General features: G+C 42.5%; 23 protein-coding genes. 17 read left to right on the top strand and 6 right to left on the bottom strand.

All coding sequences use genetic code 11. The features are described from left to right. Positions 1-107: 107 nt before the first annotated feature. The 10 genes from NSU16_RS07745 (at position 108) to lepB (ending at position 12,119) form a co-directional block, all read left to right on the top strand. Complete coding sequence (locus NSU16_RS07745; RefSeq protein WP_339192471.1) at positions 108-1,865, top strand: ABC transporter ATP-binding protein; 1,758 nt, start codon at positions 108-110, stop codon at positions 1,863-1,865. 10 nt (positions 1,866-1,875) lie between these two features. Next, entirely contained in the window at positions 1,876-3,690 is a 1,815-nt protein-coding gene (locus tag NSU16_RS07750; protein WP_326217366.1) for an ABC transporter ATP-binding protein, read from the top strand. Positions 3,691-3,811: 121 nt separating this feature from the next. After that, on the top strand, positions 3,812-4,507 hold the full coding sequence (yknW, locus tag NSU16_RS07755) for a toxin SDP protection protein YknW (RefSeq protein WP_326192097.1): 696 nt from the start codon (positions 3,812-3,814) through the stop codon (positions 4,505-4,507). A 4-nt stretch (positions 4,508-4,511) separates the two neighbouring features. Then, the gene (locus NSU16_RS07760; protein WP_339192472.1) at positions 4,512-5,648 is read left to right on the top strand and encodes an efflux RND transporter periplasmic adaptor subunit; all 1,137 of its coding nucleotides are present in this window, start codon (positions 4,512-4,514) and stop codon (positions 5,646-5,648) included. Continuing rightward, entirely contained in the window at positions 5,649-6,341 is a 693-nt protein-coding gene (locus NSU16_RS07765; RefSeq protein WP_286058598.1) for an ABC transporter ATP-binding protein, read from the top strand. It begins immediately after the preceding gene. After that, entirely contained in the window at positions 6,338-7,531 is a 1,194-nt protein-coding gene (locus NSU16_RS07770; protein ID WP_268450420.1) for an ABC transporter permease, read from the top strand. Before NSU16_RS07765 ends, NSU16_RS07770 begins: the two co-directional genes overlap by 4 nt. Positions 7,532-7,809: 278 nt before the next feature. Further along, positions 7,810-8,565, top strand: a complete 756-nt coding sequence (locus NSU16_RS07775) for a DeoR/GlpR family DNA-binding transcription regulator (RefSeq protein ID WP_010334083.1) — start codon at positions 7,810-7,812, stop codon at positions 8,563-8,565. Continuing rightward, complete coding sequence (gene pfkB / locus NSU16_RS07780; RefSeq protein WP_010334084.1) at positions 8,562-9,473, top strand: 1-phosphofructokinase; 912 nt, start codon at positions 8,562-8,564, stop codon at positions 9,471-9,473. The genes NSU16_RS07775 and pfkB overlap by 4 nt, the downstream gene beginning before the upstream one ends. A gap of 14 nt (positions 9,474-9,487) precedes the next feature. Further along, the gene (locus NSU16_RS07785; RefSeq protein WP_326226984.1) at positions 9,488-11,395 is read left to right on the top strand and encodes a fructose-specific PTS transporter subunit EIIC; all 1,908 of its coding nucleotides are present in this window, start codon (positions 9,488-9,490) and stop codon (positions 11,393-11,395) included. Between the two features lie 142 nt (positions 11,396-11,537). Further along, positions 11,538-12,119 (top strand): signal peptidase I, encoded by a 582-nt coding sequence (lepB, locus tag NSU16_RS07790; protein WP_339192473.1) that lies wholly within the window; start codon positions 11,538-11,540, stop codon positions 12,117-12,119. Between the two features lie 35 nt (positions 12,120-12,154). Here the strand turns inward: lepB and NSU16_RS07795 are convergent, their stop codons facing one another. Then, the gene (locus tag NSU16_RS07795) at positions 12,155-12,424 is read right to left on the bottom strand and encodes a hypothetical protein (RefSeq protein WP_010334087.1); all 270 of its coding nucleotides are present in this window, start codon (positions 12,422-12,424) and stop codon (positions 12,155-12,157) included. Between the two features lie 184 nt (positions 12,425-12,608). Here NSU16_RS07795 and NSU16_RS07800 point away from each other — a divergent pair, with 184 nt between their 5' ends. Together NSU16_RS07800 and NSU16_RS07805 are read left to right on the top strand one after the other, a co-directional pair. Then, positions 12,609-14,228 carry an ATP-binding cassette domain-containing protein gene (locus tag NSU16_RS07800; RefSeq protein WP_339192474.1) on the top strand — a complete coding sequence of 540 codons (1,620 nt, stop codon included), beginning with the start codon at positions 12,609-12,611 and terminating at the stop codon, positions 14,226-14,228. A 60-nt stretch (positions 14,229-14,288) separates the two neighbouring features. Further along, entirely contained in the window at positions 14,289-15,200 is a 912-nt protein-coding gene (locus NSU16_RS07805) for a ketopantoate reductase family protein (protein WP_339192475.1), read from the top strand. A gap of 27 nt (positions 15,201-15,227) precedes the next feature. Here NSU16_RS07805 and NSU16_RS07810 read toward each other — a convergent pair whose 3' ends face one another. The 3 genes from NSU16_RS07810 to mreBH form a co-directional block, all read right to left on the bottom strand. Next, on the bottom strand, positions 15,228-16,460 hold the full coding sequence (locus tag NSU16_RS07810; protein ID WP_010334090.1) for an aminopeptidase: 1,233 nt from the start codon (positions 16,458-16,460) through the stop codon (positions 15,228-15,230). Between the two features lie 111 nt (positions 16,461-16,571). Further along, positions 16,572-16,703, bottom strand: coding sequence for a protein YkpC (locus tag NSU16_RS07815; RefSeq protein ID WP_010334091.1), 132 nt, complete (start codon positions 16,701-16,703; stop codon positions 16,572-16,574). A gap of 102 nt (positions 16,704-16,805) precedes the next feature. Next, entirely contained in the window at positions 16,806-17,813 is a 1,008-nt protein-coding gene (gene mreBH, locus NSU16_RS07820; protein WP_268451202.1) for a cell shape-determining protein MreBH, read from the bottom strand. Positions 17,814-18,094: 281 nt separating this feature from the next. On the opposite strand from mreBH, the gene abhA reads away from it, so the two are divergent. The 5 genes from abhA (at position 18,095) to ade (ending at position 23,320) form a co-directional block, all read left to right on the top strand. Beyond that, positions 18,095-18,373 (top strand): transcriptional regulator AbhA, encoded by a 279-nt coding sequence (gene abhA / locus NSU16_RS07825; RefSeq protein ID WP_003244728.1) that lies wholly within the window; start codon positions 18,095-18,097, stop codon positions 18,371-18,373. 187 nt (positions 18,374-18,560) lie between these two features. Further along, the gene (locus NSU16_RS07830; protein ID WP_010334093.1) at positions 18,561-19,847 is read left to right on the top strand and encodes an ATP-binding protein; all 1,287 of its coding nucleotides are present in this window, start codon (positions 18,561-18,563) and stop codon (positions 19,845-19,847) included. A gap of 15 nt (positions 19,848-19,862) precedes the next feature. Then, positions 19,863-20,693, top strand: coding sequence for a gamma-glutamylcyclotransferase (locus NSU16_RS07835; RefSeq protein ID WP_168747682.1), 831 nt, complete (start codon positions 19,863-19,865; stop codon positions 20,691-20,693). Positions 20,694-20,764: 71 nt separating this feature from the next. Beyond that, positions 20,765-21,430, top strand: a complete 666-nt coding sequence (ktrC, locus tag NSU16_RS07840) for a Ktr system potassium transporter KtrC (protein ID WP_010334094.1) — start codon at positions 20,765-20,767, stop codon at positions 21,428-21,430. 156 nt (positions 21,431-21,586) lie between these two features. Beyond that, positions 21,587-23,320, top strand: coding sequence for an adenine deaminase (gene ade, locus NSU16_RS07845; protein WP_339192476.1), 1,734 nt, complete (start codon positions 21,587-21,589; stop codon positions 23,318-23,320). 33 nt (positions 23,321-23,353) lie between these two features. On the opposite strand, the gene rnjA is transcribed toward ade, so the two are convergent. Both rnjA and rnpZA read right to left on the bottom strand, forming a co-directional pair. Continuing rightward, complete coding sequence (rnjA, locus tag NSU16_RS07850) at positions 23,354-25,021, bottom strand: ribonuclease J1 (RefSeq protein ID WP_010334096.1); 1,668 nt, start codon at positions 25,019-25,021, stop codon at positions 23,354-23,356. Positions 25,022-25,026: 5 nt separating this feature from the next. Beyond that, the gene (gene rnpZA, locus NSU16_RS07855; protein ID WP_010334097.1) at positions 25,027-25,236 is read right to left on the bottom strand and encodes an RNA polymerase subunit omega 1; all 210 of its coding nucleotides are present in this window, start codon (positions 25,234-25,236) and stop codon (positions 25,027-25,029) included. Positions 25,237-25,240: the final 4 nt, after the last annotated feature.

Genomic DNA, 25,240 nt, shown 5'->3' on the forward strand with positions numbered 1-25,240 from the left:
TAAAGTAAGAGACCATCTCCATCATTAGATTGAATTTTGGAAAAATAATAGAAATTTATTTCGGGAATCGATATAGTAAGGGTGAAAAAACTGGAAGGGTGCTGGATATGGAGACATTTAAAAGATTAAAATCATTTTATTGGCCGTACAGAAAGGTGTTTATGTGGTCGCTTCTGGCGATGTTTATGATGACAGCGATAACGGTCGTTTATCCGATCATTCTTCAAATTACGATTGATGAGATCGTACTGGGGAGACAGTATCAGCTTGCAGTATGGGTCAGTCTGGGATTTATTGCGGTAATGGCTGTAAAAGGAACCGCCACTTTTTTTCATCAGTATTTAGGTGATATGTTTGGAATCAAATCTGTTTATCGGCTGAGAAATGGCCTGTATGGAAAACTGCAGAGGCTTTCTTTTTCTTACTATGACAATGCCAAAACAGGTGATTTGATGTCCAGGCTGACAGCCGATGTTGAGGGGCTTAGGTTTTTTTTATCCTATGGGCTTGCTGAGTTTATTCGATTCGGCTTGCTGGTTGCGATCAGCTTATCAGTCATGTTTTACTATTCGGTTCCTCTGACGTTGGTCACAATCGCTGCTTTGCCTTTTCTGGCGATCGCAGTATATCAATTTGACAAAAGAGTACACCCTGCCTTCCGAGGTATCAGAAAATCGTTTGCGAAGCTCAATACAAAGGTGCAGGAAAATATCAGCGGCATCAACACAGTTAAGTCACTATCAAGAGAAGATTTTCAAATTAGCGCCTTTAATAAGGCAAATGCGGCCTACAGAACAACATATTTACAAACGTCATTCATCTGGTCTGCGTATTTTCCGCTGATGGAATTTATCGGCAATATTTGTATTGTGGCTCTTCTTTCATACGGCGGCTATTTGGTCATGCAAAATCAGCTGAATCCGGGTGAGCTTGTCGCTTTCTTCAGTCTTGTCAGTTATATGATGTGGCCGATCATGAACTTAGGTTTTGTGATTAATATGTTTTCTCAGGCAAAAGCCTCAGGAGAGCGTCTGTTAGACATTCTTGATGAAGAGGAAGACATTAAAGACCATGCTCATGCTTTACACCAGCCAAAGTTAACCGGAGATGTCTCATTCAAAGATGTGACTCTCGCATACAAAAATGAGCAAACGAACGCGCTTTCCAATGTAAGCTTTGAAGCCAACAGCGGAAAGATGATCGGACTTTTGGGCCCTACGGGATCTGGAAAAAGCTCAGTCACACAGCTCCTCACTAGATTTTACAGTCCGGCAGGCGGAATCATCACGATTGATCATAAACCTATCACAGATTATTCATTAAAAACCCTTCGCTCAAATATTGGAGTCGTACCTCAAGAATCATTCCTATTTTCATCTACTATTCGATCAAATATTTTATACGGGAAGCCGGATGCTTCGATGGAGGACGTTATAGCTGCGGCAAAAAGGGCTCAGGCTCACGAGTTTATTATGGAACTGCCTGACGGATATGACACCATGCTTGGAGAAAGGGGGATGGGGCTTTCAGGCGGCCAGAAGCAGCGCATTGCTATTGCCAGAGCCATCTGTTTAAACCCAAGCATTTTAATATTAGATGACGCTACAAGTGCAGTAGATATGCAAACGGAGCACAGCATACAGCTTGCGTTAAAAGATGTCATGAAAAACCGCACAACGTTTATCATCGCTCACCGAATTTCATCACTGAAACACGCAGATGAAATTCTCGTCTTCGATAAAGGCAGCATTCGTGAAAGAGGCACTCATCACGAGCTTCTTGCCAAAAACGGCTATTACAAAAAGATATACGATTTGCAATACCGGGATGCCAATATGATAAATGAGCCGCATCAGGTCGGATAGGGAGGAACATATGAAACAAGCAAAAAAACAGGGGATTTTGGAACGTTTCTATTATTCTTCAGATGAAATCATTGAAAAACCGTTTAACTGGGCTCAAATGTGGCGGCTGTTAAGCTATGTCAAACCGTATCGAAAAACAATTCTGCCGCTTTCTTTTCTCACCGTTTTGATTGGGACTGCTGTGAAGCTTGTCATTCCCATTTTGATCGGTGTTTATGTTCTCGATCAAGCCATTACAGCAAAAAATTCGGAATTGCTGATGCAGCTGATGATTTTGATCAGTGTTTTATACGCAGTTAATTATGCAGCCAATATGCTAAGGATCAGATGGATGAACCAGCTTGGCCAGCATGTCATTTACGATTTGCGCCAGCATTTATTTACCCATGTGCAGCGCTTGTCCCATCGATTTTTCGATCAGAGATCGGCAGGGTCTATTCTCGTCAGAATTATGAATGACATTAACTCCCTTCAGGAGCTTTTCACAAGCGGCGTAATTAACTTATTAACAGATTTATTGCTTTTGGCGGGAGTCGTCATCATTTTATTCACGCTAAGTCCTGAACTGACCATAGCCATCATGGTGACTCTGCCGATTATGTTTTTTATTTCAACAAGTCTCAGAAAAAAAATCCGCCGTTCATGGCAAACGGTGCGCCTGAAGCAATCAAAGCTGAACTCCCATTTAAACGAAAGCATCCAAGGTATCCGCGTAACGCAGGCTTTCACGCAGGAACAAGAAAACATGACGTATTTTGACGGAGTCAATCAAGAAAACTACCAATCATGGCGGGAAGCAACAAGAAAAAATGCTGTGTTCCGTCCGCTGGTAGAAATGACAAATGCGATAGGAACAGCCGTATTAATATGGTATGGCGCCACACTCATCATGAACGAAACCATTACGATAGGTGTCTTCGTATCTTTTGCCTTCTATTTAGGCATGTTTTGGGAGCCGATTTCAAGATTAGGCCAGGTTTATAACCAATTGTTAATGGGGATGGCCTCGTCAGAGCGGATTTTTGAATTTTTAGATGAACAGCCGAACGTCAAGGAAAAACCTGAAGCCATTCATAAGAAAAATATAAAAGGCCATATCAGCTTTGAAGAGGTTGAATTTTCTTATGATGAAAAACGAAAGGCTCTTCATTCTGTCTCCTTTTCCATTCCTGCAGGCTCCACACTTGCACTTGTCGGACACACAGGGAGCGGGAAAACAACGATTGCCAATTTAATCAGCCGTTTTTATGATGCAACAGGAGGAACCATTAAAATAGACGGCATTCCGATAACAGACCTATCCCTTGCCAGTTTGCGCTCTCAAATCAGCATTGTGCTTCAAGACACGTTTATTTTCTCCGGAACGATTGTGGAAAATATTCGCTTCGGAAGGCCGGATGCCTCAGACGAAGAAGTAATAAAAGCTGCTCAAGCAGTCGGAGCGGATGAGTTTATTTTTGGTTTAGCAGAAGGATACGAAACAGAGGTGGAAGAAAGGGGAAGCGTATTATCCGCCGGTCAGCGCCAGCTCATTTCCTTCGCAAGAGCGCTGCTCGCAGATCCTGCTATTATCATTCTTGACGAAGCCACGGCAAGCATTGATACAGAGACAGAGGTCAAAATCCAGCAGGCTTTAAAAACATTGCTGAAAGATCGTACAGCCGTCATGATTGCCCATAGACTGTCCACGATCCGCGACGCCGACCATATCATCGTTCTAGATCACGGCAGGAAAATAGAAGAGGGGAATCACGAACAGCTGCTTGGGAAAGGAGGTATTTACGCAGGACTGGTGAAATCGCAGTACAGCATCGCTGCAGAATAAAAGCCTTCAGTTTTAACATCAGGAAGGTCTTTTGTATGATTTGGATATTTTTTAAAAAATATGAAACTTTTTTTAGGTCCTTACGTATTATCAGCTAGATATGTTAAAGGAGGATTTATATATGGAAGCAAATGTAGAAAAAAACGGTGGAGTAACAACTGAAAAGCCATCCCTTTTTGGCGTGATCACAAGTCCTGGAATTCAATTTGAGAGAATAAGAGAAAGGCCAGTTGTATGGGGCCCCCTCTTGATTGTTGCGGCAATCATCATAGTTGGTGCTGTATTGCAGGGGCTCGGAACGGATTATAGCGAGCTTCTTAAAGCGACCGATACTGAAGGTTTATCGCCTGAGCAAATTTCAACTGTCGCAACCATTACCAAATTTGGAGCAATGGCAGGTTCGATTCTTGGCGGAATTGCAGCTTTATTTATTGCGCCTCTCATTTATTGGCTCTGCGTGAAAATATCAGGAGGCGTAACGACGTATAAGAAAATGCTTTCTCTCGGTCTGTTTGTCTCCTTAATCAGCAGCTTAGGATTATTGGTTAATGGCATTGTAGCTTTTACAACTGATGCAAGTTCACTTTACAGCATGACGTCACTTGCTGGAATTATTCATTCAGACATGCCTTTAGCAAACGTATTAAATACATTTGAAATCTTCAGCATTTGGAGCTATGTATTATTAGCGATCGGTCTTCACAAAACGGGAGGCATCTCAAAAAAAGCAGGGTGGATATCCGTTATTATTCTTTTCGTCCTTTTGGTCGCATTTTCGTTTATTTCAGGATCAATAAGCTCTGTGGCAGGTGCATAATTAGATGAAAAAAGTCTGGATCGGAATTGGGATTGCAGCATTAGTCGCTCTTTTTATTGGAATTAATATTTACCGGTCTGCCGCTCCTGCAAGCGGCAGCGCCGGCCAGAAGGTGGAGACGGGAAGCCTCGAAGAAAAAAAGATATCGTCAACGGTTATGGTTCCAGGCACACTTAAATTTTCAGATGAACAATATGTGTTTTATGAAGCGGATAAAGGAACTCTGCACGACATTAAAGTGAAGGAAGGCGACAAAGTCAAAAAGGGTACGCCGTTAGTCACTTATTCGAATGAGCAGCTCAGTCTGGAAAAAGAACAAAATGAATTAACCACTGAATCGAACCGGCTGCAAATCGATCAGATTCTAGAAAAGTTACAAGCGTTGGACAATAAAGAAAAAAAACTGACAAAACAGCTCGGAAAGAAAGAAGCAGAAAAACAAATTGAATCTGAGCGCACAGAGCTTGAAATGCAGGAAAAAACGGCTCAAATTGAATTAAAGCAAACTGAGCTTCAGCGGCAGTCGCTTGCTAATAAAATGTCAGATCTTCAAGTGAAAAGCGAGATCGATGGCACTGTAATTTCAGTCAACAAAGAAGCGGCATCAAAAAAATCAGATATTCAAGAACCTGTCATACATATTGGTAATCCTAAAAACCTTGTTGTTTCAGGGAAATTGTCTGAATACGATACACTTAAAGTCAAAAAAGGCCAAAAGGTCACACTCACTTCAGATGTCATTCAGGATAAAACATGGAGAGGGACAGTTTCCGCTGTCGGGCTGGTGCCGGATCAGCAGGAAAACGCCGCGGCAGCAGCTGGCACAGATCAGGCGGTTCAATACCCGCTTCAAGTTAAAATAAAAGGCGATCTTCCAGAAGGAAAGCCGGGTTTTAAATTCATTATGAACATTGAGACGGATAAGCGGAAAACCAATACGCTTCCTTCTAAGGCAGTTAAAAAAGAAGATGATCAATATTACGTGTATACAGTAAAGGATGGGAAAGCCAAGCGAGTCGATGTCAAAATCGGTGAAGTAACAGACGACGTAACGGAAATCAAAGAAGGAATTTCTAAGGATGACCAAGTCATTTTAAATCCTGCTGATGATTTGGCTGACGGAACGGATGTGAAAGCATAAATGATTCAGCTTTCTAAAGTGCGAAAAAGCTACCAGATCGGCAGAGAAACGTTTGATGTTCTTCATTCGATTGATTTGAACATCAATCAAGGGGAATACGTTTCGATCATGGGGCCGTCAGGATCGGGAAAATCAACGATTATGAATATTATCGGCTGTCTGGATCGTCCGACTTCCGGTATATATAAGCTGGACGGCGAAGACATCTCTTCTTATAAAGACAAAGAACTGGCCGCGGTCCGCAACAAATCCATCGGTTTTGTCTTTCAGCAATTCCAGCTTCTCCCGCGGCTAAACGCTAAAAAAAATGTCGAGCTGCCAATGATTTATTCCGGCATTGGAAAAAAAGAACGCCAAGAGAGAGCTGAAAGAGCCTTAGAAAAGGTCGGATTAGCCGATCGAATGCTTCATATGCCGAATGAGTTATCCGGTGGCCAGAAGCAGCGTGTGGCCATTGCAAGGGCAATTGTCAATGAACCAAAATTAATTTTGGCGGATGAACCGACGGGCGCGTTGGATACAAAAACAAGTGCAGCGATTATGGACCAATTTACAGCGTTAAACGAAGAGGGAACAACAATTGTACTTGTTACCCACGAGCCTGAAGTTGCAGATTGCACGAACCGGGTCATCATGGTGCGAGATGGAGAAATTGTTCCTCCGGGCTCCGGACAAAGGAGCGTGGGAGAATGAGTCTGTTAGAAAACATCAGAATGGCTTTGAGCTCTGTTCTTGCACATAAAATGCGTTCCATTTTAACGATGCTCGGAATCATCATTGGTGTTGGCTCTGTTATTGTTGTCGTTGCTGTAGGGCAGGGCGGCGAGCAGATGCTTAAGCAGTCCATCAGCGGTCCGGGGAATACGGTTGAACTATACTACATGCCGAGTGACGAAGAGCTTGCAAGCAATCCGAACGCCGTAACGGAGTCAACTTTCACAGAAAACGATATTAGCGGATTAAAAGAGATAGATGGGATAAGACAAGTAGTTGCATCCACTTCTGAAAGCATGAAGGCGCGTTATCATGAGGAAGAAACCGATGTAACCATTAACGGAATCAACGACGGATATATGAATGTGAATTCCTTAGAAATAGAAAGCGGGAGAACCTTTACTGATAATGACTTTCTTGCAGGAAAAAGGGCGGGCATTATATCACAAAAAATGGCCGAAGAGCTGTTTGATAAATCCTCTCCTCTCGGTGAAGTTGTCTGGGTAAACGGACAGCCTGTTGAAATTATTGGTGTACTGAAGAAGGAAACAGGTTTGCTGTCTTTCGGACTCAGTGAAATGTATGTGCCGTTTAATATGATGAAATCGTCTTTTGGTACAAGTGACTTCAGTAATGTGTCATTGCAGGTCGAATCGGCTGATGACATAAAATCTATCGGAAAAGAAGCGGCACAGCTGATGAATGACAATCACGGCACTGAGGATTCATATCAAGTAATGAACATGGAAGAGATTGCAGCAGGAATTGGAAAGATCACAACAATCATGACCACAATTATCGGCTCAATTGCAGGCATATCGCTTGTAGTCGGCGGAATCGGAGTCATGAATATTATGCTTGTGTCAGTGACAGAACGAACGCGGGAAATCGGAATTCGGAAGTCTCTCGGAGCGACTAGAGGACAAATTTTGACCCAGTTTTTAATTGAATCTGTGGTATTAACGCTCATCGGCGGACTAATTGGGATCGGGATCGGATATGGAGGGGCCGCGCTGGTTTCTGCCATCGCCGGCTGGCCGTCATTAGTATCCTGGCAGGTCGTATGCGTAGGCGTGCTGTTCAGTATGCTTATTGGCGTAGTGTTTGGAATGCTTCCTGCAAATAAAGCTGCTAAGCTCGATCCGATTGAAGCGCTGCGTTACGAGTAACCTCATGCATATGCATGAGGTTTTTTAATGCTTGGTGTTTTTTACTATGAATATAAAAGACTTTTTACATTAAGATAAGGAGAAAAAGTCATACAATTGTCCTTGTTTTTGTCGAATTTACAGTTTACAAACCCTATATACATACGTTAATATGGAGAAACGTGAAAGATTTTGATAGTTATTGAATGAATTTGAATGATTTCAGTTGCCTATTGTAAAAAAAGCGTTTACAATGAAATTGTATTCAAAATGAATACGTTTTCATTAGGAGGTGAAGCATGCTAACTCCTGAAAGATATCAATTGATTATTGATCAAATAGAAAAGCATGATGTGGTAAAGATTCAAGAGCTCATAAATCTAACAAATGCTTCTGAATCAACAATCAGAAGAGATTTATCGACGCTTGAAGAACGCGGTTTTTTAAAGCGTGTTCACGGGGGAGCTGCCAAGCTTTCCGATATCAGACTTGAACCCGATATGCTTGAAAAATCATCCAAAAACCTTCACGATAAGTTGAAGATTGCTGAAAAAGCCGCTTCACTTTTGGAGGATGGGGATTGCATTTATCTCGATGCGGGCACGACGACTTTGCACATGATTGATTTTATGGATAAAAGCAAAGATATCGTTGTGGTCACGAATGGGGTTATGCACATCGACGCATTGATAAGGAAAGAAATATCTTTTTATCTGCTTGGAGGATATGTAAAGCACAGAACAGGCGCGGTTATCGGGGGCACTTCACTGATTGCCATGGATCAGTACAGATTCGATAAGAGTTTTCTGGGGGCAAACGGTGTGCATACAGAGGCTGGCTTCACAACGCCTGACCCTGATGAAGCCCTTTTGAAAACGAAGGCTGTCAAACAGGCAAAACACGCTTACGTCTTAGCGGACCCTTCGAAATTTGGAGAAATTTCATTTTCGGCTTTTGCCGGCATAGGCGACGCAACAATCATTACGACTGACGCTGAAGAGCTTACATTCGATAATTACCAAGAAAAAACTGTCGTAAAGGTAGTGAAACCATGATTTATACTGTAACACTTAATCCATCTGTCGATTATATTGTTCACGTTGAAGATTTTACTGTAGGAGGCCTGAACCGTTCCGCATATGATACAAAGTATCCAGGGGGAAAAGGCATCAACGTATCGAGACTGCTGAAAAGACATCATGTTCAGTCAAAAGCGCTCGGATTTGTCGGCGGATTTACAGGAGAATATATCAAAACATTTTTGCGGGAGGAAAATCTGGAAACAGCTTTTTCTGAAGTAAAAGAAGATACCCGCATCAATGTAAAACTGAAAACTGGTGATGAAACGGAAATTAACGGTCAGGGACCAACGATTTCAGACGAAGATTTCAATGCCTTTTTAGAACAGTTTACATCTTTGCAAGAGGGGGATATTGTCGTTCTTGCTGGCAGCATTCCTTCTTCACTGCCTCAAGATACCTATGAAAAAATCGCAGAGGCTTGCAAACGGCAGAACGCGCGTGTTGTGTTAGATATCTCTGGCGAAGCGCTTATGAAAGCAACAGAAATGAAACCATTTTTGATGAAGCCGAACCATCACGAGCTTGGTGAAATGTTCGGAACGACAATTTCATCTGTTGAAGAAGCTGTTCCTTATGGGAAAAAGCTTGTAGAACAAGGCGCTGAGCATGTAATCGTATCCATGGCCGGTGACGGAGCGCTTCTGTTTACAAAGGATGCCGTCTACTTTGCAAACGTACCAAAGGGGAAATTGGTAAACTCTGTCGGAGCAGGAGATTCTGTTGTTGCAGGTTTTCTTGCCGGTGTTTCCAAGCAGCTGCCGCTTGAAGAGGCATTCCGCTTAGGAGTTACATCAGGCAGCGCTACCGCGTTTTCTGAGGAACTTGGTACAGAAGAATTTGTCCAGCAGCTTCTTCCTGAAGTTAAGGTCACACGTCTATAGAGGAGGAAACAAAAGTGAAAATAACTGAGCTTTTAACGAAGCATACGATAAAGCTTAATATTGAAAGCAAAGAAAAAGAAAACGTTATTGACGAGATGGTCACAGTTCTTGATAAGGCTGGTAAATTAAATGACAGACAAGCCTACAAAGAAGCCATTTTAAATCGTGAAAGCCAAAGTTCAACGGGTATCGGTGAAGGAATCGCTATTCCGCATGCGAAAACGGCAAGCGTTATCAACCCGGCGATTGCCTTTGGGCGTTCAAAAGACGGTGTCGATTATGAATCACTAGACGGCCAGCCGGCTCACTTGGTCTTCATGATTGCAGCGACTGAAGGCGCAAACAACACCCACCTTGAAGCGCTGTCAAGACTGTCTACTCTGTTAATGCGTGAAGAAATTCGCAAACAGCTGCTTGAAGCTGAATCAGAAGACGCAATTATTGACATTATCAATCAGCATGATAAAGATGATGATGAAGAGGAAGAAGAAGAAGAAGAAACGGCACCAGCACCAGCCGGAAAAGGAAAAATCCTAGCGGTCACAGCTTGTCCGACAGGTATCGCCCATACTTTCATGGCAGCGGATGCCCTTAAAGAAAAAGCAAAAGAGCTTGGTGTTGAGATTAAGGTTGAAACAAATGGTTCAAGCGGTATTAAGCACAAGCTAACTGCCCAAGAAATTGAAGATGCACCTGCAATCATTGTCGCAGCGGACAAGCAGGTTGAAATGGAGCGCTTCAAAGGCAAACGGGTGCTTCAAGTTCCGGTAACGGCAGGTATCAGACGCCCGCAAGAGCTTATCGAAAAAGCGGTGAACCAAGACGCACCGATTTATCAAGGCAGCGGCGGCGGTTCTTCTGCTCAGAGTGATGAAAATGAAGCAAAAGGCAGCTCCGGCGGTATTGGAAACGCGTTTTATAAGCACCTTATGAGCGGTGTCAGCAACATGCTTCCATTCGTAGTGGGCGGCGGTATACTCGTTGCAATTTCATTCTTCTGGGGGATCCATTCTTCAGATCCAAATGATCCTAGCTACAATACGTTTGCTGCAGCATTGAACTTTATCGGCGGCGACAACGCATTAAAACTGATTGTTGCAGTTCTGGCCGGTTTTATTGCGATGAGTATTGCAGATCGTCCGGGATTTGCTCCTGGTATGGTCGGCGGGTTTATGGCCACTCAAGCGAATGCGGGATTCTTAGGCGGCCTGATTGCCGGATTCCTTGCTGGTTATGTCGTAATTTTATTGAAAAAAGTATTTGTGTTTATCCCTCAGTCACTTGATGGATTGAAGCCTGTATTGATTTATCCGCTGTTTGGTATTTTTATCACTGGCGTATTAATGCAATTTGTAATCAATACACCTGTGGCAGCATTTATGAATTTCTTAACAGACTGGCTTCAAAGCCTTGGTACAGGAAACCTGGTGTTAATGGGTATTATTTTAGGCGGTATGATGGCGATCGACATGGGCGGTCCGCTTAATAAAGCAGCCTTCACGTTCGGTATCGCGATGATTGATGCAGGCAACTATGCGCCTCATGCAGCGATCATGGCCGGCGGTATGGTTCCTCCATTAGGTATCGCACTTGCAACAACAATTTTCAGAAACAAGTTCTCTCAGCGTGACCGTGAAGCAGGTATTACGTGCTACTTCATGGGTGCGGCTTTCGTAACAGAAGGCGCAATCCCGTTTGCTGCGGCTGATCCGCTTCGCGTCATTCCAGCTGCTGTGGTCGGTGCAGCGGTTGCCGGCGGATTAACTGAATTCTTCCGTGTAACCCTTCCTGCACCTCACGGAGGCATATTCGTAGCCTTTATTACAAACCATCCGCTCCTTTACTTATTAAGTATTGTAATTGGTGCTGTGGTTATGGCGATTATCCTAGGTATCGTGAAAAAACCTGTAACTGATAAATAAGGAAAAAAGCGTCCTGTTACTAAAGGACGCTTTTTCTCTATCTTCTTGCAGCAGCGCGGTTAAGTTATGTATTTTATAATAAATTATGATAAAGTAAAAGAAGGGAAACAACTGATATAGCAATCGTCTAGGAGGAAACACTTTGACCGAAGAAAATCAAATAAAAACTGAAAAAGCGGGGAAGAAAAAAACCAATACGTATTGGGAATGGGGAAAAGCGATTGTCATTGCTGTCCTGCTGGCACTCATTATCCGCCACTTCCTATTTGAACCGTATTTAGTCGAAGGTTCATCTATGTATCCCACTTTACATGACGGCGAAAGGCTGTTTGTCAATAAAACGGTACACTATATCGGTGAGCTGAAGCGGGGAGATATCGTCATTATCAATGGTGAGACTTCAAAAATCCATTACGTCAAACGATTGATCGGTAAGCCTGGAGAAACCGTGGAAATGAAGGATGACACGCTTTATATAAACGGAAAAAAAGTTGCCGAGCCTTATTTGTCTAAAAACAAAAAAGAGGCAGAAAAGCTTGGTGTCAGTCTTACAGGCGACTTTGGCCCGGTGAAAGTACCGAAAGGCAAATATTTCGTCATGGGGGATAACCGGCTAAACTCCATGGACAGCAGAAATGGCCTCGGACTGATTGCGGAAGATCGGATTGTGGGTACGTCGAAGTTTGTATTTTTCCCGTTTAATGAAATGCGCCAAACCAAATAAAAACGCCTTGCTGGCCTTTGGACAGCAGGCGTTTTTTAATTGGAAAAAGAAGCGACCAATGCAATGCATAATACAGTGACAAATACTGAACCGATAATGGCCAGCACACTGAAGAAAAGGTGCACTTGTTTGTTCTCTTTGCCGCGTTTTTCTAATAACCGTTTAGAGAAGATATGTGAGAAGATATAAATCAGGGCGATCCCGATATATAAGCCGATATCTTTGGCGGTAAAGCCAGTTACGGCAAGATAAAAGCCTGTAAAAAAGATCAATAAGCAATATTCAGTCAGTGTTAAAAGCCTCAATGTGTTCCTCCGAGTAAGAATGTATGATTTTCCATCTGGATGCATCCTCTTTGCCTTCAATTGTACCACAGCTTCTCCCCTTTAGTGTAGAAGTGTTTCTGCCTGCTTTTATCAGGGAAGCATTTCTCTTGTCTTCCATTCATGGTATACTTTTAATGATGATAGACATGATGGAGGATATTAAATGATTGCTGTAAATAATGTGAGCTTGCGGTTTGCGGATCGCAAGTTATTTGAAGATGTAAATATTAAATTTACCCCAGGCAACTGTTACGGGTTAATTGGTGCCAATGGTGCTGGTAAATCAACGTTTCTGAAAGTGTTATCAGGAGAAATTGAGCCTCAGACAGGCGATGTTCATATGAGTCCTGGCGAGCGTCTTGCCATTCTGAAACAGAACCACTTTGAGTACGAAGAGTATGAAGTGCTAAAAGTTGTGATTATGGGACATAAGCGTTTATACGAGGTCATGCAGGAGAAAGACGCAATTTACATGAAGCCTGATTTCTCGGATGAAGACGGAATTCGTGCGGCAGAGCTCGAAGGTGAATTTGCAGAGCTGAACGGATGGGAAGCAGAAAGTGAAGCTGCGATCCTCTTAAAAGGTCTCGGCATCTCAGAAGATCTTCACACGAAAAAGATGGAAGATATTGGAGGTTCCGAAAAAGTAAAGGTTCTCCTGGCCCAGGCATTATTCGGCAAGCCCGATGTCCTGCTTCTTGATGAGCCGACGAACCACTTGGACCTTCAGGCAATTCAGTGGCTGGAAGAGTTTCTGATTAACTTTGACAATACTGTGATTGTTGTATCCCATGACCGTCACTTTTTAAACAAAGTGTGCACACATATTGCTGACCTTGATTTTAACAAAATCCAAATCTACGTTGGAAACTATGATTTCTGGTATGAATCAAGCCAGCTTGCTTTGAAGCTTTCACAAGATGCGAACAAGAAAAAAGAAGAGCAAATTAAACAGCTGCAAGAGTTTGTGGCTAGATTCAGCGCGAATGCGTCTAAATCAAAACAGGCGACTTCAAGAAAGAAACTTCTTGATAAAATTTCTCTTGATGACATTAAACCGTCTTCACGCCGTTATCCTTACGTCAACTTCACACCGGAACGAGAAATTGGTAATGACGTTCTCCGGGTAGAAGGATTAACGAAAACAATTGATGGTGTAAAAATTCTCGACAATGTCAGCTTTATTATGAATAGAGAAGATAAAATTGCTTTTACAGGACGTAACGAATTGGCTGTTACTACTTTGTTCAAAATCATTTCCGGGGAAATGGAAGCTGACAGCGGAACGTTTAAATGGGGCGTGACGACATCTCAAGCGTACTTCCCTAAAGACAACAGTGAATATTTTGAAGGCAGTGATTTAAATCTTGTAGACTGGCTTCGCCAATATTCTCCTCATGATCAAAGTGAAAGCTTTTTACGTGGCTTCTTAGGTCGCATGCTGTTTTCCGGTGAAGAAGTACACAAAAAAGCAAATGTATTATCTGGGGGAGAAAAGGTTCGCTGCATGCTTTCGAAAGCAATGCTTTCTGGCGCCAATATTTTAATTTTGGATGAACCGACCAACCATTTAGACCTAGAATCCATTACAGCGCTCAATAACGGCTTAATCAGCTTTAAAGGCGCTATGTTGTTTACATCACATGACCACCAGTTTGTACAGACGATTGCCAACAGAATCATAGAAATTACGCCTAATGGCATCGTTGACAAGCAAATGAGCTATGACGAGTTCCTTGAAAATGCTGATGTGCAGAAAAAACTGGCTGAACTATACGCGTAATAAAAAAAGCAGAGAATTCTCTGCTTTTTTTTGTACATAGAAAAGAAAGGGGACATTCACTTGAAATTTTTAATTGTCGGAGCAGGTGGAGTAGGCGGTTATATTGGCGGACGGCTTGCAGAGAAAGGGAATGCGGTGACGTTTCTTGTCCGCCAAAAAAGAGCTGAACAGCTAAAACAAACGGGACTCGTTATTCATAGTGAAAAGGGTGACGTGTCCTTGGACCCAGCAGTAATCACTGCAGGAGAAAGAGGACAGTTTGATGTGATCATCATCGCTTCTAAAGCATATTCACTCGGTCAGGTGATTGACGATGTCAAACCTTTTGTCCACAGCGCATCAGTCTTTATTCCTTTCTTGAACGGTTATCGCCACTATGAGCAGCTGTTTACGGCATTTTCGAAAGATCAGGTGCTGGGCGGGCTGTGTTTCATAGAAAGTGCTTTAAACAAGCAGGGAGAAATCAACCATACAAGTGCGTCGCATCGTTTTGTGTTTGGTGAATGGAACGGTGAGCGTACGAAACGGATAAAAGAGCTTGAGAAAGCAATCACAGGAGTGAAGGCGGAGGTCATCATTAGCGAGCATATCGAGAAAGACATCTGGAAAAAATATCTGTTTATTGCAGCGCAAGCAGGAATGACAACCTTATTTCAAAGACCGCTTGGACCAATTCTTGAAACAGAAAGCGGACGGCACACTGCGCAAACACTCATTGGGGAAATCGGCATGATCTTGCGCAAGGAGGGGGTGCCCGCTGATCCAGAGCTTGAAGAAGATAGCTTCCGCACGATGACAAAAATGTCTTATCATATGAAATCCTCCATGCTCCGTGATATGGAAAATGGTCAAACGACTGAAGGTGATCATCTGCATGGCTTTTTGCTTGATAAAGCAAAGCGTTTATCTCTTTCAACACCAGTATTAGAAACGGTTTATGCCAATCTGCAAATGTATGAAGCAGAAAAATAAGAAGGAGGCGAAAGCCTCCTTCTTATTTTAAAAAGCCCAATTTCCATTTCTAAAGATCGGTTCTCTTTTTCCGTCTTCAGTAATTCCATCAATGTTCATATCCTTAGAACCAACCATAAAATCTACGTGGGTAATGCTTTCGTTTAAGCCTTCTTTGACAAGCTCTTCACGAGACATCTGTTTTCCGCCCTCAATGTTAAAAGCATAGGCACTGCCGATTGCCAGGTGATTTGATGCATTTTCATCAAATAAAGTGTTATAAAAAAGAATATTTGATTGTGAGATAGCTGAATCGTAAGGGACAAGAGCTACCTCACCAAGATAGTGAGAGCCTTCATCTGTTTCGACCAATTCTTTTAATATGTCTTCTCCTTTTTCAGCTTTGATATCAACAATACGGCCGTTTTTGAATGTGAGCGTGAAGTTTTCGATAATATTCCCGCCGTAGCTGAGCGGTTTTGTGCTCGATACAAACCCGTCAACCCCGTCTTTTTGCGGCAGCGTGAATACTTCTTCTGTCGGCATATTAGCCATAAATTCATGTCCGCTTTCATTTACGCTTCCGGCTCCTGCCCAAACGTGTTTTTTCGGAAGCTTGATTGTTAAATCAGTTCCTTCTGCTTGATAATGTAAAGCGGCGTAATGTTTTTGGTTCAAATGATCAACTTTTTCATGAAGGTTTTGATCATGATTGATCCACGCTTGGACCGGATTTTCTTCGTTTACGCGTGTTGCTTTAAAAATTTCTTCCCACAGAAGCTGTGTCGCTTCCTCTTCTGATTTGTCAGGGAACACTTTCTGAGCCCAACCTGCTGATGCAGCACCGACGACAGTCCAGCTCACTTTATCTGATTGAATGTATTGTCTGTATGTATGTAACGCTTTTCCTGCTGCTTTTTGGAAGGCGGCAATCCGTTTGGAATCTACACCTTGCAGTAAGTCTGGGTTTGAGGATACGACTGAAATAAAAGCAGCTCCTTTTTTGGCGAGCTCTTCTCTGCCTTTTGCTTCCCATTCAGGATACTCTTCAAAGGCTTCAAATGGCGCCAGTTCATATTTTAATCTGGCTACTTCATCATCCTGCCAATTCACTGTTACATTTTTTGCGCCTTTTTCATATGCATGTTTCACAATCAGACGGACGAAATCACGTACCTCCGTCGAAGCATTTACAACCACATACTGGCCTTTTTGGACATTAACGCCGACCTCAACCGCCAGCTGGGCATATGTATTTAATTTCTCTGAAAATGTATCCATCAATCTTTCCTCCTCGTGCTTTTTTCTCATCATATCAAATAATCTCCAATAAAGAAAAGAAAGGAGTGCAAAGAAAAACCCAACACAAAATTGTCTTGGGTTTTTCAATACTTATGGATGATTCATTTTTACAGGGCCTTCAGGCGCATGAGGCATGTTTGCCAGTGAAATGCTCATGCCTCCAAGAATGATTCCGCTCAAAATGGCTGCAATCGCTACCCGTCTTCCTAAATCTCTAAGCATCTGTTTCCTCCTTATCGTTTCTCCATTTCCCACAATATGAAGAGAGAGAGGAAAAAAGAAGCAGGAATTTCAATTACTTTCTGAGATTTTGCGAGAAAAGGATTATTTAACCGCTTTTTGGAGCTTATCAATCACCTCTAAGGAACGTCCGGTGCCGATTGCCACGGATTCAAGCGGGTTTTGCGCAACGTGTACGGGTACAACGATTTCTTCTGACAGCCATTCTTTTATTCCTTTAAGAAGCGCCCCGCCGCCTGTTAAAATGACACCGCGATCGACAATGTCTCCGCTTAATTCAGGAGGACAGTCCTCAAGTGTGGCTCTAATCGCTTCAAGAATATGAAGGAGAGATTCACGCATCGCATTTTGAATTTCATTTGATTGAAGCAGAATGGTTTTTGGTAGCCCTGTTACAAGGTCACGTCCGCGAATTTCCATTGCATCCGGCACATGCTCAATCAATGCATGGCCAATTTCCATTTTAACCTGCTCAGCTGTGCGTTCACCGATCAGCAAATTGTACTTTTTCCGCACAAAAGCAACGATATCCTCATCAAGCTGGTCTCCGCCGATTCTGATTGAATGGCAGGAGACAATGCCTCCAAAGGAAATAATCGCGACTTCCGTCGTGCCGCCGCCGATATCTACCACCACGTTAGCAACCGGCTCGTCAACCGGCAAATCCGCTCCAATCGCAGCTGCCACCGGTTCTTCGATTAAATGGACGTTTTTCGCTCCGCAATTTTTCACCGCGTCACTGATGGCGCGGCGTTCCACTGCAGTTGAGCCTGATGGTGTGCACACAACGACACTCGGCTTTCTAAACGACATGCCGATGCTCTTTCCGGCTTTTTTCATGATGTGCTTTAACAAATCAGTTGTCATGTCGTAGTCAGCGATAACGCCGTCTTTCATCGGTCTGACAGCGACAATTTTTCCTGGTGTTTTACCGATCATATTTTTCGCGTCAGTCCCGATCGCAAGCACTGCTTTCGTCGTTGTATCTACTGCGACAACAGAAGGTTCATTTAAGATGATTCCTTTATTTTTGCTGTAAACAAGTATATTAGCTGTTCCTAAGTCAATTCCAATTTCAGTTGATTGAAACATGTTTTCACCCAATCTTTATCCTGATTTAATATGATTCTACATTTAAAGTTTCTAAGAAAAGAAGTGATTTGTGGGGGTGTGCGTCGGGAAAGAAATGTTTTTGTAAAAAAATGCGGAAGGGTGTAACAGAAGTAATACATTTATCGGTTTTATGGGAAAAATTTCGAGCAATTCTTCAAGAAAGCGGGAAACTTTTTCTAAGTTTCGTACGTCTACGATATATTGAGGGACAACCTTTAATATTACATGAAAAAAGAAACGTTTAAGGAAGAAGGGTTTTTATGAAATCAATAGGTGTTGTAAGAAAAGTAGATGAATTAGGCCGTATTGTTATGCCGATCGAGTTAAGACGGGCACTGGACATTGCTATTAAAGACAGCATTGAGTTTTTTGTCGACGGTGATAAAATTATTTTGAAAAAGTACAAACCTCATGGCGTTTGTTTAATGACTGGGGAAATCACTTCAGAAAATAAAGAATACGGCAACGGTAAAATTACGTTAAGCCCTGAAGGTGCACAGCTGCTTCTCGAAGAAATCCAAGCCGCTTTAAAAGAATAATATATGTTAAAAGGCGGAATGTGTAATCTCCGCCTTTTTTTGCGTGCCGATTCCTGATTACCGCCGCCTAAGATATGACATCATGAACAAAAGGTAATGAATGATTTGGGATACTTTACATATTTTACTCAATTATTTGTCGAAGAATGGTACAATAAACAGAGAAACACAAGCGGCAGGTGGTCATATGAGAAAATATCAAGCACGTATCATTTCCATTATTTTGGCAATGATTTTTATTATGTTTTGGGATTATTTATTTTATTTTATAGGCAAAAACCCGATTAATTGGCCTGTTGACATTGTGTATACAGCAGTCACGATTTTCAGTGTCTGGATGCTGGCGTATTATGTCGATGAGAAGAAACAGCTGGTCAAGAAAATGAAAGATAATGAATGGAAGTATAAACAGCTTTCTGATGAGAAGAACCGCATCATGGATAATTTACAGGAGATCGTTTTCCAAACAAATGCAAAAGGCGAAATTACATACTTAAATCAAGCGTGGGCAGCGATCACAGGTTTTTCGATCAGTGAATGTATGGGAACAATGTATAATGATTACTTCATAAAAGAAAAGCATGTAGCTGATCACATTAATACTCAAATCAAAAACAAAGCGTCCTCGGGAATGTTTACGGCAAAATATGTGACAAAGACCGGGACGATCTTTTGGGGTGAGGTCCACTATAAACTTTACTATGACCGAGATGAGCAATTTACCGGAAGCTTAGGTACAATGTCAGACATCACTGAGCGAAAAGAGGCTGAAGATGAGCTTCTAGAGATTAATGAACGACTTGCGAGGGAGTCGCAGAAACTGTCGATCACGAGTGAACTGGCTGCCGGCATTGCCCATGAGGTCAGAAATCCCTTAACGTCCGTCAGCGGATTCCTTCAAATTATGAAAACATCATATCCGGATAGAAAAGATTATTTTGATATCATCTTTTCAGAGATTAAAAGAATTGATCTGGTGCTCGGCGAGCTTTTGCTGCTGGCGAAGCCGCAGGAAATTACATTTAAAACGCACCCAATTAATGAAATTTTGAAACAAGTCACAACATTGCTTGATACAAATGCCATATTGTCCAATATTGCTATAGAAAAGAATTTTGATGAGACGGAAACCTGTATGATTAAAGGGGACGAAAACCAGCTGAAGCAGGTTTTTATCAATATAATCAAAAATGGAATTGAAGCAATGCCAAAAGGCGGTGTCGTTACGATTTCCACTGCTAAAACAGCTTCACATGTGGTAATAAGCGTAAAAGACGAAGGGAACGGCATGTCACAGGAAAAACTTGAGCAAATCGGAAAACCTTTTTATTCAACAAAGGAGAAAGGCACAGGATTGGGGCTCGCGATTTGTTTGAGAATATTAAAGGAGCATAACGGGGAATTGAAGATTGAAAGTGAAGCTGGAAAAGGCAGCATCTTTCAAGTTGTTCTGCCTTTAAAATCTGACAGCTGAGAGGGGAAAAACAAGATGAACTCGCTTCTGTTTGTATATGGGACCTTAAGGAAGCATGAAAAAAATCATCATCTGTTATCACAGTCGGCTTGTATCAGTGAGCAGGCACGGACAAAGGGATGTCTTTTTGATACGGCAGCCGAGGAACCTGCGGCCGTCTTAGAGGCTGATGGCTATATTTGCGGTGAGATTTATGAAGCAGATGAATCATGTATACATAAGCTGGATCTTTTTTATCAAGGCTATTACAAGAAATCTGTACATGTAGAAACTGATGCTGGAATTAAGAAAGCACTTGTGTATGATATGAAAAAAGATGATTGTGCTGACTTTGTGAAAATAGGCAGCGGTGACTGGAAAGAACATCAGATGATCAGCAAATCTAAAGGACCCGTGTACTATTTTGCCTACGGATCTTGTATGGACAATGCCCGTTTTCAAAAAGCAGGGGTTGATCATTATTTTCAAGATCCAGTAGGAGGAGCTGTTTTAAAAGGGTATACAACCCGCTTTACGTTAAAAAGACAAGACGGCTCAAGAGCGGATATCACTGAAGACGGAGGCACGACAGAAGGGGTATTGTATCGTCTTCCTTTTTCAGCTGTCGCCTATTTGTATAAAAGAGAAGGGGTTGAATCTCTTACCTATCGGCCGGCATTTGTAGACGTTGAAGCAGGGGGAAAGCTCTATACCGATTGTTTAACCTTTCTCGTCCTCCGAAAAGAAGCAGAAACAGCACCTCCTCAGCATTATCAAACCGAGATTGAACGGGGAGCCGAGCTTTATTTGACCCCGGGCTTTACTGAACGGCTTAAGCAGCATATGAATTCGCTGCCAAAGGGTTGATGAAATTAACACTGCTTCAAAAGAATATGATAAAATTTGATCAATATGATGTTAGGTAAAGGAGCACCACTATGAAAAAAGAATTTGCGGTAATTGGACTCGGCCGTTTTGGTGGAAGTATTTGCAAAGCATTGAGCGAAGAGGGCGTCGAGGTCATGGCGATGGATATTGATGAAGATAAAGTCAACGAGTATGCCAAAATTGCATCACATGCCGTCATCGGAGATTCGACCGACGAATCTGTTCTGAAAAATTTAGGTTTGAGGAATTTTGACCACGTCATTGTTGCGATCGGTGAAAATATTCAGGCGAGTATATTAACAACTCTGATCCTCAAAGAACTGGGTGTCAATACGATTACAGTTAAGGCTCAGAACGATTATCATGAAAAAGTGCTGTCCAAAATCGGCGCGGATCACATTGTCCACCCGGAACGAGATATGGCGAAAAGAATTGCACATAATATCGTTTCCAACAATGTACTTGATTATTTGGAGCTGTCAGAAGAGCATAGTCTTGTCGAGATCGTAGCCAACAGCCGTCTTGCCGGAAACACTCTTCTCGATTTAGATATACGGGCGAAATACGGTATTAATATTGTAGCGATTAAAAGGGGCAAGGAAGTCATCGTGTCGCCGCTAGCAACTGAAGTGATACACCAAGAAGATATTCTCATCGTTATTGGATCGGTTACGGATATTTCACGTTTTGAGAAAAGAGTTCTTCATACGAAATAGAAGGAATATAAGCCGTCCTTAGGGGCGGTTTTTTCATATTATCAGAATATAACAACTTTAATGAACTGAGTGCCAATTTATTAAAATTTTATTGACTACGGATAAGCGTTCCGATAGCATATTGTACCATATAAATAAAAAAGAGGAGGGGGCCATTTGAATAAAGAAGCGCTGGTCAAAAGGCTGAATGCTTCAGCCCGCAGACAAAAAGCTGACATCGTCATTAAGAACGGGAAAATCATGGACGTATATAATCATGAGTGGATCTATGAAGATATTGCGATAACAGACGGAGTCATTGTAGGCCTCGGCCAGTATGAAGGTGAAGAAACCATTGATGCAGAGGGGCAAATCATTGTGCCGGGATTTATTGATGGTCATGTACATATTGAGTCATCAATGGTGACACCGATCGAGTTTGCCAAAGCCGTATTGCCGAATGGCGTGACGACCATTATTACCGATCCGCATGAAATAGCGAATGTGTCCGGTCAAGAAGGAATCAAATTTATGATTGAACAGGCCCGCCAAACACCGCTGAATATCCATTTTATGCTTCCCTCCAGTGTGCCTGCCGCCAGCTTTGAGCGATCCGGTGCAGTACTCCGGGCGGCCGATTTGAAGCCATTTTACGAAGAAAAAGAGGTATTGGGTCTGGCTGAAGTGATGGATTATGTATCGGTTGAGCAGGGTGAAGCAGACATGGTTAATAAGCTGTTAGATGCCCGGAGTGCCGGGAAACGGATTGATGGGCATTTAGCAGGCTTGTCAACTGATCTCATCAATATATACAGGACCGCTCTTGTCTTGACCGATCATGAGGTAACAACGAAGGAAGAAGCGCTTGATCGTATCAGAAGAGGGATGTATGTCATGATGCGAGAAGGGTCAGTGGCAAAAAACACATTGAAAGTGCTGCCGGCTGTTAATGAAAAGAATGCGCGCCGTTTCTTCTTCTGTACTGATGATAAACATGTAGATGATTTATTGTCAGAGGGAAGTGTGAATCATCAGGTGAAAATGGCCATTCAAGCAGGCCTCGACCCGTTTTTGGCATACCAATTGGGAAGCCTGAATGCAGCGGAATGTTACGGACTAGATACAAAGGGAGCAATTGCTCCGGGATTTGACGCCGACCTGCTCTTTATTTCAGATGTGGAAAATGTCACTGTCACAAAGACGATGGTAAAAGGACAAACTGTTGCTGAAGATAATAAAGCAGTCGGTCAGGCACAAGTTCATACGCTAACACCAGACCCGGCTCTGCTTGATTCCGTTAACCTTGCTGCTCCTCTTTCCGAACAGGATTTTCATATGCCAATTAATCCCCAGCAGCAGATGAATGTCATTCAAATCATACCAAATCAGCTTGAAACACGTCTTGTGAGTGTTCCGGCTCCAGAAGCACACATTTTTCAGCCTGACATTAAACTTGACTTGTTAAAGATTGCAGTCGTTGAACGGCATAAGGGATTAAAAGAAACGGGACTTGGTATTGTGAAAGGATTTGGTTTGAAAAGCGGAGCGATTGCAACAACCATTTCACACGATTCGCACAATATCATTGCTGTCGGGACAAATGACGCCGATATCGCAGCCGCAGTTAATAAGCTGCAGGAAATAGGCGGCGGATTAACAGTTATAAAAGATGGGGAAGAACTTCACTCTGTTCCTCTGCCGATTGCGGGATTATTATCCGACCAATCGGCAGAATTGGTGAATCAAAGTTTAATGACGCTTCATGAAAAGCTCTCATTTATTGGTTTCAAAGACCGCTTTAACCCATTTTTGACGCTTTCATTTTTGGCTTTGCCTGTCATTCCTGACATCAAAATGACGACAACAGGGTTGTTTGATGTAAAGTCATTTCAGCATATAGCACTGCAATAAAAAAGATGCACTCCTAAGTGAGTGCATCTTTTTTTAAACCTCCATAATGATCGGAAGGATCATTGGGCGGCGTTTCGTTTTTTCATATAAGAACGGAGCAAGCGTATCCGTAATCTCATTTTTGATTTCTGACCATTGAGTGGTTTTTCGTTCCATGACTTTTTGTAAGTGGTTTGAAATGAGCTCTTGGGCGTCATTGATCAAATCGCCCGATTCTCTCATGTAAACAAATCCTCTGGAAATCAAGTCAGGGCCCGCTGAAATCTTAAAGTCATCCATATCTATGCTGACAACGACGATCACAAGACCTTCTTCAGAAAGAATTCTGCGGTCGCGAAGCACGATATTTCCAATATCACCGATACCGCTGCCGTCGATGTATACTGAACCGGATGGAATTTTACCGGCAACTGAAGCTTCATCGCCTTTAAGCGCCAATACTTCACCATTATCCATGATAAAGCAGTTTTCTTCAGGGATGCCGCAATCTGTTGCAAGCTTGACATGCATCTTTTGCATTCTGTACTCACCGTGAATCGGCATGAAGAATTTAGGCTTGATTAAACGCAGCATCAGCTTTTGTTCTTCCTGTCCGCCGTGGCCTGATGTATGGATATCATTAAGAGGTCCGTGAATAACCTCAGCCCCCGCACGATACAGCTGGTTAATTGTACGGCTCACGCTGATAGTGTTGCCTGGGATAGGGGATGAAGAAAATACGACTGTATCCCCAGGATTGATAGAAATCTGCCGGTGTGTGCCGTTTGCAATTCTGGATAAAGCCGCCATCGGTTCCCCTTGGCTTCCTGTACACAGGATCGTTACTTTATTGGCAGGGATGCGATTGATTTCGTTATGTTCAATAAACGTATTTTTAGGACAGTTAATATAGCCGAGAGTTTGTCCGATTTCGATAGCCGATTCCATACTGCGTCCAAATACGGCAACTTTTCTTCCATTTAATACAGCAGCCTCAATTACCTGCTGCAAGCGGTGAATATTCGACGCAAATGTAGCGAAGATAACTCGGCCGTCCACCTTGCGGAAAATGTCATGAATGCTTTCTCCGACACGGCGTTCAGACATAGTGAACTCTGGGTTTTCACTGTTTGTGCTGTCTGAAAGGAGACACAGAACGCCTTCTTTGCCGATTTCGGCCATTTTCGTTAAGTTTGCCGGCTCGCCGACTGGAGTAAAGTCGAATTTGAAATCTCCAGTATGTACGATGTTTCCGGGCGGCGTTTTTACAACAATACCGTAGGAATCCGGAATACTGTGTGTTGTTCTAAAGAATGACACAGCCGTTTTGCGAAATTTTACGATATCATCCTCACCGATGATGTTAAGCTTGGTCTGTCTTAATAATCCATGCTCTTCAAGTTTATTCCGAAGTAAGCCGATCGCGAGTTTACCGCCGTAAACGGGAATATTGACTTGTCTAAGCAAGTACGGGATGCCGCCGATGTGGTCTTCGTGCCCGTGCGTAATAAAAAGCCCTTTAATTTTATCTTCGTTTTTGACTAAATACGTGTAATCGGGAATGACGTAATCAATACCGAGCAGTTCGTCCTCGGGAAACTTAATCCCCGCATCAATCAGCACAATTTCATCCTGAAACTGCACCGCATACGTATTTTTACCGATTTCGCCCAGTCCTCCGAGGGCGAAAACAGCAGTCTGATCATTTTTTACAAATTTCATACCGCTCATAACTCCAATACTTTAAAATTTTCACTCTGTTGTTCATATTCTAAAAAAGCACCGTCAACAGGTGTGATAAATTCAATATTAAATTTCTTGTCTTTCAGTTTTGTTCTGACGTCACGCTCTGATACGCCTTCAATATAAAGTGAATCTGTTTTTTCCCGAACAGGTACTTCCTCAGCTTTTTTTTGATAAAATACCTTATAAATCATCCAA

Source organism: Bacillus sp. FSL K6-1003 (genome assembly GCF_037964945.1).
Lineage (GTDB): Bacteria > Bacillota > Bacilli > Bacillales > Bacillaceae > Bacillus > Bacillus mojavensis.

Bases quoted from the DNA above. Each gene is read 5' to 3' on its own strand.
- NSU16_RS07745 (WP_339192471.1), top strand. From the start codon at position 108: ATGGAGACATTTAAAAGATTAAAATCATTTTATTGGCCGTACAGAAAG.
- NSU16_RS07750 (WP_326217366.1), top strand. From the start codon at position 1,876: ATGAAACAAGCAAAAAAACAGGGGATTTTGGAACGTTTCTATTATTCT.
- yknW (WP_326192097.1), top strand. From the start codon at position 3,812: ATGGAAGCAAATGTAGAAAAAAACGGTGGAGTAACAACTGAAAAGCCA.
- NSU16_RS07760 (WP_339192472.1), top strand. From the start codon at position 4,512: ATGAAAAAAGTCTGGATCGGAATTGGGATTGCAGCATTAGTCGCTCTT.
- NSU16_RS07765 (WP_286058598.1), top strand. From the start codon at position 5,649: ATGATTCAGCTTTCTAAAGTGCGAAAAAGCTACCAGATCGGCAGAGAA.
- NSU16_RS07770 (WP_268450420.1), top strand. From the start codon at position 6,338: ATGAGTCTGTTAGAAAACATCAGAATGGCTTTGAGCTCTGTTCTTGCA.
- NSU16_RS07775 (WP_010334083.1), top strand. From the start codon at position 7,810: ATGCTAACTCCTGAAAGATATCAATTGATTATTGATCAAATAGAAAAG.
- pfkB (WP_010334084.1), top strand. From the start codon at position 8,562: ATGATTTATACTGTAACACTTAATCCATCTGTCGATTATATTGTTCAC.
- NSU16_RS07800 (WP_339192474.1), top strand. From the start codon at position 12,609: ATGATTGCTGTAAATAATGTGAGCTTGCGGTTTGCGGATCGCAAGTTA.
- NSU16_RS07810 (WP_010334090.1), bottom strand. From the start codon at position 16,460: ATGGATACATTTTCAGAGAAATTAAATACATATGCCCAGCTGGCGGTT.
- NSU16_RS07815 (WP_010334091.1), bottom strand. From the start codon at position 16,703: ATGCTTAGAGATTTAGGAAGACGGGTAGCGATTGCAGCCATTTTGAGC.
- mreBH (WP_268451202.1), bottom strand. From the start codon at position 17,813: ATGTTTCAATCAACTGAAATTGGAATTGACTTAGGAACAGCTAATATA.
- abhA (WP_003244728.1), top strand. From the start codon at position 18,095: ATGAAATCAATAGGTGTTGTAAGAAAAGTAGATGAATTAGGCCGTATT.
- NSU16_RS07830 (WP_010334093.1), top strand. From the start codon at position 18,561: ATGAGAAAATATCAAGCACGTATCATTTCCATTATTTTGGCAATGATT.
- NSU16_RS07835 (WP_168747682.1), top strand. From the start codon at position 19,863: ATGAACTCGCTTCTGTTTGTATATGGGACCTTAAGGAAGCATGAAAAA.
- ktrC (WP_010334094.1), top strand. From the start codon at position 20,765: ATGAAAAAAGAATTTGCGGTAATTGGACTCGGCCGTTTTGGTGGAAGT.
- rnjA (WP_010334096.1), bottom strand. From the start codon at position 25,021: ATGAAATTTGTAAAAAATGATCAGACTGCTGTTTTCGCCCTCGGAGGA.
- rnpZA (WP_010334097.1), bottom strand. From the start codon at position 25,236: ATGATTTATAAGGTATTTTATCAAAAAAAAGCTGAGGAAGTACCTGTT.